An 8561-nucleotide genomic window follows, 5' to 3' on the forward strand; every position below is an offset into this window, starting at 1 on the left:
CTATTGATTAAAATGATAGACATCCCAAATGTCAGGGGTTTCTGATCCAATGTACCAAGCAGCTGCACCGCCTAGATGATTTTGTTTTACCAGGTCAATCCGGAGCTTGATCGATTTTTTATCCTCTATCCAAATTTGATGCTTTTTCCCTTTGGAAGTATACACCACGTAATTTTGTTGAGTCTTTTTATCCCATACCTTTTTAAGTTTTTGAGATGAAATGATTTTGTTGACCTCAGCCATGGTACGGTCATGACTTATCACTTTTTTGGTCGACAAATCGGTTACCCATTCTCTCGTATAAAATGGTACAGCCAATATGATCTTATGAGCAGGTACTTCTTTCATTAAAAGCTTGGTTCCTTCTTTGATCCAAGGTAACGAGGAAACGGACCCGGCTACTGGGCTCCCTCCCCAATGCTCGTCATAACCCATTATGATTATATAGTCCGCTATTTTGCCAAGTGCTTTCCTATCTAGACTTTTTGACCAATAAGGGTCGTCATTTTCTCGGGTGACATCCACAGACACTTTAATTCCATGCGGTTTTAGTGCCTTTTTTAGTTCGCCTATGAAAAGTACAAAGTCCTTCTTATTTTTTGGGTCGATGTTTTCGAAATCTACATTTATTCCATCACTTTTCGTTTTAACAAGTGAATCCCGTAAAGTTGAAACCAATTTCTGGCGTTTTTTTGTATTGCCTAGTACTGAACCAGTTAAAACAGGGTCAAATTTATTCCCGATTAGCTGCCAAACTTGTTTTCCTTGTTTATGTGCAGCTTGGATGTATTTTGTATCTACAGAAACCGAAACGTAATTACCGGTATCCGTCAGTGTATAAGAACGGGGAGAAACTACATTCAAATTGGGTTGTTTAAGTTGCTGGGTATAGTTTTCTTTCGATCCATTATGCTTCCAGCCCATGACGATCCGGTTTTGCGCCTTTTTTTGAAGTTGGGATTTCTTTATCCATCCCTTTTTTCCGCCAAGCAATTGGACCTGGTAGTAATAATCCGGAACCTTCAATTTTTGGCCCACTTTAAGGGTAACCGAACCTAAGTTATTTAATTTCGTCAATTCACTTGTTGTTACCTTGTATTTAGTAGAAATCTTCCACAATGTATCTCCTGATACAACCTTATGAATCTTATATTTCTGGGGAATCTTCAGGTTTTGGCCGACAGTTATTTCGGAAGATGTTAATTTATTTTCTTTTTGTAGCGCACTTACTGTAACACCATATTGATTTGCTATTTTCCATAGTGTGTTTCCAGTCTTTACTTTATGAATGATGGGCCCAGCGGAATCCCCTACTGAAGAAGAAATGACGGGAAACGCCTCGCCCTTTTTTAAAGTCTTTAATAGAGTAGAACCTAATTTAGGAGAACTAAAAACTTTTGTATTGTCCACTTTAACAGAACCTATGTATTGGGTTTTACTTGATGAATGACCACTGGTTGGAAAGAGACACATACAAAGAAGGATTAACATAATAAAATATCCAAAGAATTTTTTCACAATTTTTTTATTCCCCTTTGTAAAATTTAACTTTACTAGTTTACTATGGAGAATAGCTTTAAAAATAGAGGTACATTGTGGAAAGGCATTTCTAACCTCGTGTGGGTTGAATTAATTCATGTGTAGGTCGAATTATTCGCTGTAGGTCGAATTAATTCATGTGTAGGTCGAATAATTTCGCTGTAGGTCGAATTATTCCGTATGAAGACCGTTAATTCGTAAGTTCTAGTCTATATATGAAGAAGGGGAGATTTCATATGTCACATTTTGCATTACAGTTTCATGATTTTAACGCATGGGCAAACGAACAAATCTTTAACCGCTTAAAAGAGCTTCCAAAGGATGTTTACCATCAAGAAGTACAAAGTGTGTTTCCATCGATATCGAGTGTGATGGCTCATGTGTATCTTTCCGATCTGGGGTGGGTGGAGGTTTTTTCCGGTAAAAGCATGAAACATGCATTGGAGTTGGCTGAACAACTGAAGGAACAAACAGAGTCAAAGGAATTAGAGGAAATGGAGGCCATGTTTTTTGAGTTGTCCGGTCGGTACAAATCGCTGCTTAGCCAAAAAGAAAATTTAGATAAGCCTCTTATAATTGAGAATCCAGCTGGCGGTCTAATGAAAACAGGTGTTGCCGAATTGATTCCGCATGTCGTGAACCATGGAACATATCACCGTGGCAATATCACAGCTATGTTGCGACAAATGGGTTATGCCTCTACTTCAACGGATTACGGTCTTTATTTATTTGTTAAAGGAGAGTAACTGGATTTCATTTGCTTACTGCTGGGACTTTTAGCCTGACATGAAAAATTGACAGTCCTGTTCTTAATGTGAGGTTACCTGTCATTTTGAAGATAATGAAATCCTATACATGTGAGCAGGTTAACCGGTTTTTACTGGTTGGCCTTTTTTACGTTTGCAGCTGGAAATGACTAGTACATGACATTTGTCATCTTCTAGTCATGACACCTGGTACTAATAATTTCAGGTTGATTTCTTTATACTATGTAATAACGACAAATAAAAGGAAGTGCAATTGAATAATGACCTTGCAAAATACGAAGAACTTGAAAAAACAAATTGCTCCTTTTGAACAATCAACGACAAAGCAAAGTATATGGCAGATCATCAATACCTTGGGGCCATTCATTATTTTATGGTACCTAGCATATATAAGTCTTTCCGTTTCTTATTGGTTAGCTTTAATTCCAGCTGTGTTTGCTGCTGGCTTCTTGACAAGAATATTCATCATATTTCATGATTGTACGCATCATTCATTTTTCAAAAACCGCCGTGCGAATAGAATAGTCGGTACAATTATGGGTGTTTTGACTTTATTCCCGTTTGATCAATGGGGACATGAGCATTCTGTTCATCACGCAACAAGCGGTAATTTGGATAAGCGGGGTACAGGGGATATTTGGACCCTAACGGTCGATGAGTATTTGGCTGCACCGTTTAAACTTCGTTTTGCCTATCGTTTTTACCGCAATCCAATTGTTATGTTTGGTTTGGGTCCGATTTATGTTTTCCTTCTTAAAAATAGATTTAACCGTAAAGGCGCTAGAAAGAAGGAAAAAAATAATACGTATTTGACGAATGCATTAATCGTCGTTTTAGCGGCATTGCTTTGCCTGGCAGTAGGCTGGCAGTCGTTCCTTCTTGTACAAGGTTCCATTTTCATGATTTCTGGTTCAGTCGGCATTTGGCTGTTTTACGTCCAGCATACATTTGAGGACTCTTATTTTGAAGAAAATGAGGAGTGGGAATATGTATTGGCAGCAGTGGAAGGAAGTTCTTTTTATAAGCTTCCAAAACTGATGCAGTTCCTCACTGGTAATATCGGTTACCATCATGTTCACCATTTAAGTCCAAGGGTACCTAACTATAAATTGGAAATGGCGCACAATAATACGCAGCCTTTAGAGAACGTTCCAACGATTACTCTTGCGACAAGCTTGCGCTCACTCCGTTTCCGTTTATGGGATGAGGAATCCAAGAATTTTATCGGTTTCAAAGATATAAAATATTTAACGAAAAAAAGCGTTCCCGCTCAAGTGAAATCTGAACTGTAACGTTCAGTATCATTCCAGACTCCCTTAATAATCCTCGGATTTGGGGGAGTCTTTGCTTCATATAAGGAACTCGATAAAGGAGAGAACTTAAAATGATTCGAATTGTCATTGCAGAGAATCAGCAAATGCTGTTAGAGGCAATAAGTTCTCTACTCAATCTTGAAGAAGATATAGAAATTGTCGGGCAAGCCGGTAATGGAGTAGAAGCGGTGGCCCTTGTTCACCAATTACAGCCTGATGTGTGTATCATGGATATGGAGATGCCTGTAATGAGCGGACTTGAGGCAGCAGAAGCATTAAGGTCAATTGGATGTAAAGTGGTCATTTTAACGACATTCCGAAGAACTGGTTATTTTCAACTCGCAATAAAGGCTAATGTAAGTGGTTATTTATTGAAGGATAGCCCGGGTGAAGAGTTAGCTTGCTCGATTCGCAGCATAATGGATGGCAAGCGAATATATTCCCCAGAACTTATAGATGAGACTTCCAGCAATAATGGCCGGGAAATGGGAGTGTTAGGTTTGTTAGCCGATGGTCAATCAAAAATTGAGCCGTCAAATCAGCAAAGCGGCACAATTGGGACAGTAAGGAAATATTTTTCCACCATCAAAGATAAAATGAAGTTACCGGCTGGTTAGGATTTGTTTCTTAAATCCTGTTGACACGTTTTTTTAAATTGTGTACGATGGATTAAATTATAATATTGAAAATTCTGTGATGAAGAGAGTAGTTCATTTTGAAATGGAAAGCGAGTTAGGGATGGTGGGAGCCTAATGCAGGACGGATGAATGAAGCGCACTTTGGAGAAATTTCTTGAACCGTTTAGTAGGGAATATCGGGGAGTCACCTCGTTAACAATGGAAAGTGGTCACAATTTGTGGCAACTAGAGTGGTACCACGGGAATTCATGCTCTCGTCTCTTATTTAGAGGCGGGGGCTTTTTTGTTTAGGAGGGAAAATGACGATGAATAAACCAATTGCAGAATTGATTTCAACTGCTTTGAACAATGAAATGCCAGCTAGTGAAATAGAAAAATTAATGGAAAAGCCAAAATTGATGGAATTAGGCGATGTCGCCTTTCCATGCTTTACTCTTGCGAAAAAATTCAGAAAGTCGCCTCAGGTGATTGCGTCTGAAATAGCCCAACAATTAAATAGTAAGTTGATCCAAGAAGTGAACGTTGTGGGTGGTTATCTGAATATCTTCGTCAATCAACAGCTGGTGACGGAAAACGTGCTGCAAACGATATTAAGTGAAAAGGATCAGTATGGTTCGATGCAGCCTGTACAGGAAAATGTCGTGATTGATTATTCCTCCCCGAATATTGCCAAACCTTTTTCCATGGGGCACTTACGCTCAACGGTCATAGGGAATGCACTGGCTAACATCGCCGAAAAAAATGGCTACAATGCTGTGCGTATTAATCATTTAGGAGATTGGGGCACGCAATTCGGCAAGTTGATTGTCGCATATAAGCTGTGGGGCGACAAAGAGGCAATCGAAGCTTCGCCGATTCAGGAATTATTGAAGATCTATGTGAAGTTCCATGATAGAGCCGAAAGTGATGAATCGTTGAATGAACAAGCACGAGCAAGCTTCAAGTCGCTTGAAGATGGGGACGAGGAAGCACTGGCATTGTGGAAATGGTTCAGGGATGCGTCTCTAAAAGAGTTTGAGACGATTTATGATTTATTGGGCATCCGTTTTGATTCCTATGCCGGCGAAGCGTTTTACAATGACAAAATGGATGCGGTTGTCGGGGAACTAAAAGAAAAAGGCTTACTTACCCTATCCGAAGGTGCCTATGTCGTGCAATTGGAAGATATGCCGCCTTGTTTGATTACGAAAACGGATGGTGCGACACTTTATGCCACGCGTGATTTAGCTGCCGCCATGTATCGTAAAAAACAGTATGAGGCGAAGAAAACATTTTATGTTGTCGGGAACGAACAATCCCTGCACTTTAAACAACTCTTTAACGTCATTGAAAAAATGGGGTATGAATGGTCAAAAGATTTGCAGCACGTAGCATTTGGCATGATGTTAAAAGATGGTAAGAAAATGTCGACTCGTAAAGGGAAAGTCGTGCTCCTTGCGGATGTATTGGCAGAGGCGATCGAAACTGCGAAGCGCAATATTGAAGAAAAAAATCAAGCGCTTGAACAGAAGGAACTGGTTGCAAGACAGGTCGGTGTCGGAGCGGTAATTTTTAACGATTTAAAAAATAACCGCATGAACGATATTGATTTTTCATTAGAACAAATGATGAATTTTGAGGGAGAAACGGGTCCATATGTACAGTACACATATGCGCGAATTTCCTCATTGCTTGAAAAAGGTGAATTTAACGAGCAGGCCATCCATTTTGACGCTTTAGGTGAATATGCGTGGCCAGTCATCCAGCTGCTGGAGCAATATCCGAGCATTGTCCAAAAATCGTTTGAACAAGCCGACCCATCACAAATCGCGAAATTCAGCTTGCATTTATCGCGTGCATTCAATAAGTATTATGCACATACAAAAATTCTAGTTGAAGACGAATGGAAACAAATGAAACTCTCATTCGCTTTTTCCGTAGCGATTGTATTGAAGGATGCGCTAAGTTTATTGGGAATTTCCGCGCCGAAAAAAATGTAAAGGTAAAATGAAAGAATCCATTTTGAACTTTCAAAATGGATTCTTTAAAATCTTATTCAATGACATCGAACCATAAGGGGGATTTATCATCAATTTCACCGTTGTAATTGATCGTGATTTCTTCGCCAGCCTTTATGTCTTTATGTGCATAAAAGTCTATCGTTAAATCATCTAAATTATTATCATACTTCGCATTCGGAGTGTATGAATGATTGAATAGCGATCCATTTCCTAAGGCAATGGCCGTTTCATCGTCATCTCCCCAATAGAAACAGTGATGAAAGAGTGACGTTTTCTTTAAATATTTCCATTCTCTTTTGGGTGAAATGATGACAGGTGATGCCTCAATGAGTTCATCCTTTTTAATATCCCTTACCGCATATATTCCCCTGCCGTATTTCCCCGTATTTTTAATACAGATTGGTGATACGGCCTCTATTGCTTTTTTCCAGTCCTGCTTGGCTTTCAGTTTTGTTTCGTCTAGGTCACCAAGATGCTTATTTAAGTAATCACTGCGATTGCGAATGAAATCGAAGATGAATTCTGGTTCCTTGTCAAATAGATCCACTTTATTCTTTTTATATGGATCAAGAAGGATGTGGGGGCGTATCGCCTGGTGCAGTGATAATACTTTATTTTCCATGTGATTCACAGTAAATGTGGTTTCCAATTGTTCAACCAAGAGGTCTTTGTAGAACTTGCGGTATTCCGGAACCTGCAATAGAAGATAACTAAGGTGATTTGTCCTTTTTCCTCCAATAGGGACATATGTGTGTTCCATGATCCCGCCACTGACTTTGCGTCCCCAAGTGGCATCATAATCCCAAGGAATGATTTCAAATAAGTTTGTTTCACTATTGCGATATAATGCATAGTTATGAGTGAAACCGTCGTTATTCATTGAACATACAGCTCCAGCCAGCCAGCGTAAGTATTTATGAATATCAAGATGCTGCGAGACTTCTTCAGGAAATTTGGCAAGCGGGGTGGTATTGATTTTTCTGATCAATTCAATAAGGTATTCATCGTCGGACGGTTTTCCAAACGCTTGTTTATAGCCTGATACAAGGGAATCTTTCGGTTTCCCATCCCTTTCCAATGAAAAGTTGGCATGATTGTTGACTGCATAATAAATGGGACCGGCAGGAAGTCCTCTTTTTTCCAAAAAGAATTCATCAACGGACTCCAGTTGTAAATATACCCCTTTACACGAGCCGTTACGATATAAGTCAATATGCTGACTATGGGGGGAAAGAACTCCAAGGTCTTGGAAGTAATCGAGTGAGAGTTTATTGCGAATGAGGGAAGGATCTTTGTATTCGGCATTGAGATGGATTTTGTGGGCGCCAAAGAATTTTTCTGGCTTGATGAAATCAATCCAATAGGATCTTTTCCTGAATTTTCGGGTATAAGAGCCCCGATAGGCAATATCGATATCATAAATGTCGTTTTCCACTTTCAAATAGGCGGGAATGGGGTCATTACTCCATACGTCCGCACGTAAATCTTCTAGATCTTCTTCTTCAATCATTAAGAAATAAGATGGAATATGATAAGGCATACACTCACCTTCCTTTCTTGAAGATGTATTATGGTCAAGCGCAAACAAGTAATGTATGAAAAAATTCAACTTAATCAACCAGAGATTGATTAAGTTGAAGCTTTTTAGATTTAACTATCTTCTTCTTTTTTTCTTTCCACTTCCAGTGGATGTACTAGATGTAGATGAGCTGCAAGTAGATGTGCTGCAAGTAGATGTGCTGCCAGTAGATGTGCTGCCAGTAGATGTGCTGCCAGTGGATGTGCTGCCAGTAGATGTGCTGCCAGTGGATGTGCAGCCAGTGGACTTGCTGCCAGTGGACTTGCTGCCAGTGGACTTGCTGCCAGTAGATGAGCTACAGCTGCTGCTGCTGCTGCTACTGCTACTGCCAGATGAACCGCCTTTTCCTTTTTTTCCTTTCGGCATAAAGACCCCTCCTTTAATAAGGTTAATTTCATGATATGCAGTATGGTACAAACTTGAACACTGGTTAACGACAAAAGGGCTAATAAAAATGGCGGAGATTAAAATAGTAATGTAGAGTTATGGCGGGACACTTCAATTAGAGTGTCTGCCTTTTCTGAAATGAAAAATGCCCCTTACTCCCAAATGGGAATAAAGGGCATGTACCGTGAACTTGTCACGGCGATCATGAATTAATAAGCCAAGCTGAATAGGGCTTTGATGTGTGATAGATAGCGAACATTACTTGCTTCTTTCATCAATGTAGCCGGAAGTCCTTTAAGGGACGTGTTATTGGCCCCAACCGTTGCCACCGCATCCTT

At 39.8% G+C, this 8561-nt stretch carries 7 protein-coding genes, 2 pseudogenes and 1 other annotated feature; of the genes and pseudogenes, 4 read left to right on the top strand and 5 right to left on the bottom strand.

Features of this window, described 5'->3' with window-relative positions; genetic code table 11:
• Nucleotides 1-1410 (bottom strand): LysM peptidoglycan-binding domain-containing protein, encoded by a 1410-nt coding sequence (locus ACQKMF_RS25200; RefSeq protein ID WP_427575490.1) that lies wholly within the window; start codon nt 1408-1410, stop codon nt 1-3.
• A 365-nt stretch (nt 1411-1775) separates the two neighbouring features.
• Between ACQKMF_RS25200 and ACQKMF_RS25205 the strand changes: the two genes are divergently transcribed.
• From ACQKMF_RS25205 to argS, 4 genes are all read left to right on the top strand, one after another.
• A complete protein-coding gene (locus ACQKMF_RS25205; protein WP_260356740.1) occupies nt 1776-2285 on the top strand; it encodes a DinB family protein in 510 nt (169 codons plus the stop codon).
• A gap of 281 nt (nt 2286-2566) precedes the next feature.
• The gene (locus tag ACQKMF_RS25210; RefSeq protein WP_101225773.1) at nt 2567-3598 is read left to right on the top strand and encodes a fatty acid desaturase; all 1032 of its coding nucleotides are present in this window, start codon (nt 2567-2569) and stop codon (nt 3596-3598) included.
• Nucleotides 3599-3690: 92 nt separating this feature from the next.
• On the top strand, nt 3691-4236 hold the full coding sequence (locus ACQKMF_RS25215; RefSeq protein ID WP_101225774.1) for a response regulator: 546 nt from the start codon (nt 3691-3693) through the stop codon (nt 4234-4236).
• A 67-nt stretch (nt 4237-4303) separates the two neighbouring features.
• Nucleotides 4304-4522: a binding site (T-box leader), on the top strand.
• Nucleotides 4523-4556: 34 nt separating this feature from the next.
• Complete coding sequence (argS, locus tag ACQKMF_RS25220) at nt 4557-6236, top strand: arginine--tRNA ligase (protein WP_427575493.1); 1680 nt, start codon at nt 4557-4559, stop codon at nt 6234-6236.
• A 52-nt stretch (nt 6237-6288) separates the two neighbouring features.
• Here argS and ACQKMF_RS25225 read toward each other — a convergent pair whose 3' ends face one another.
• The 4 genes and pseudogenes from ACQKMF_RS25225 to ACQKMF_RS25240 form a co-directional block, all read right to left on the bottom strand.
• Entirely contained in the window at nt 6289-6705 is a 417-nt protein-coding gene (locus ACQKMF_RS25225; RefSeq protein ID WP_232783037.1) for an SET domain-containing protein, read from the bottom strand.
• A gap of 12 nt (nt 6706-6717) precedes the next feature.
• A pseudogene (locus tag ACQKMF_RS25230) lies at nt 6718-7797 on the bottom strand (CotH kinase family protein); the annotation flags it as partial.
• A 110-nt stretch (nt 7798-7907) separates the two neighbouring features.
• Nucleotides 7908-8234 (bottom strand): hypothetical protein, encoded by a 327-nt coding sequence (locus ACQKMF_RS25235; RefSeq protein WP_427575495.1) that lies wholly within the window; start codon nt 8232-8234, stop codon nt 7908-7910.
• Between the two features lie 198 nt (nt 8235-8432).
• Nucleotides 8433-8561 (bottom strand): annotated as a pseudogene (locus tag ACQKMF_RS25240) (NAD(P)/FAD-dependent oxidoreductase); the annotation flags it as partial.

Source organism: Peribacillus sp. NPDC101480, from assembly GCF_050277335.1.
In the GTDB taxonomy this organism is placed as follows: Bacteria; Bacillota; Bacilli; order Bacillales; family DSM-1321; genus Peribacillus.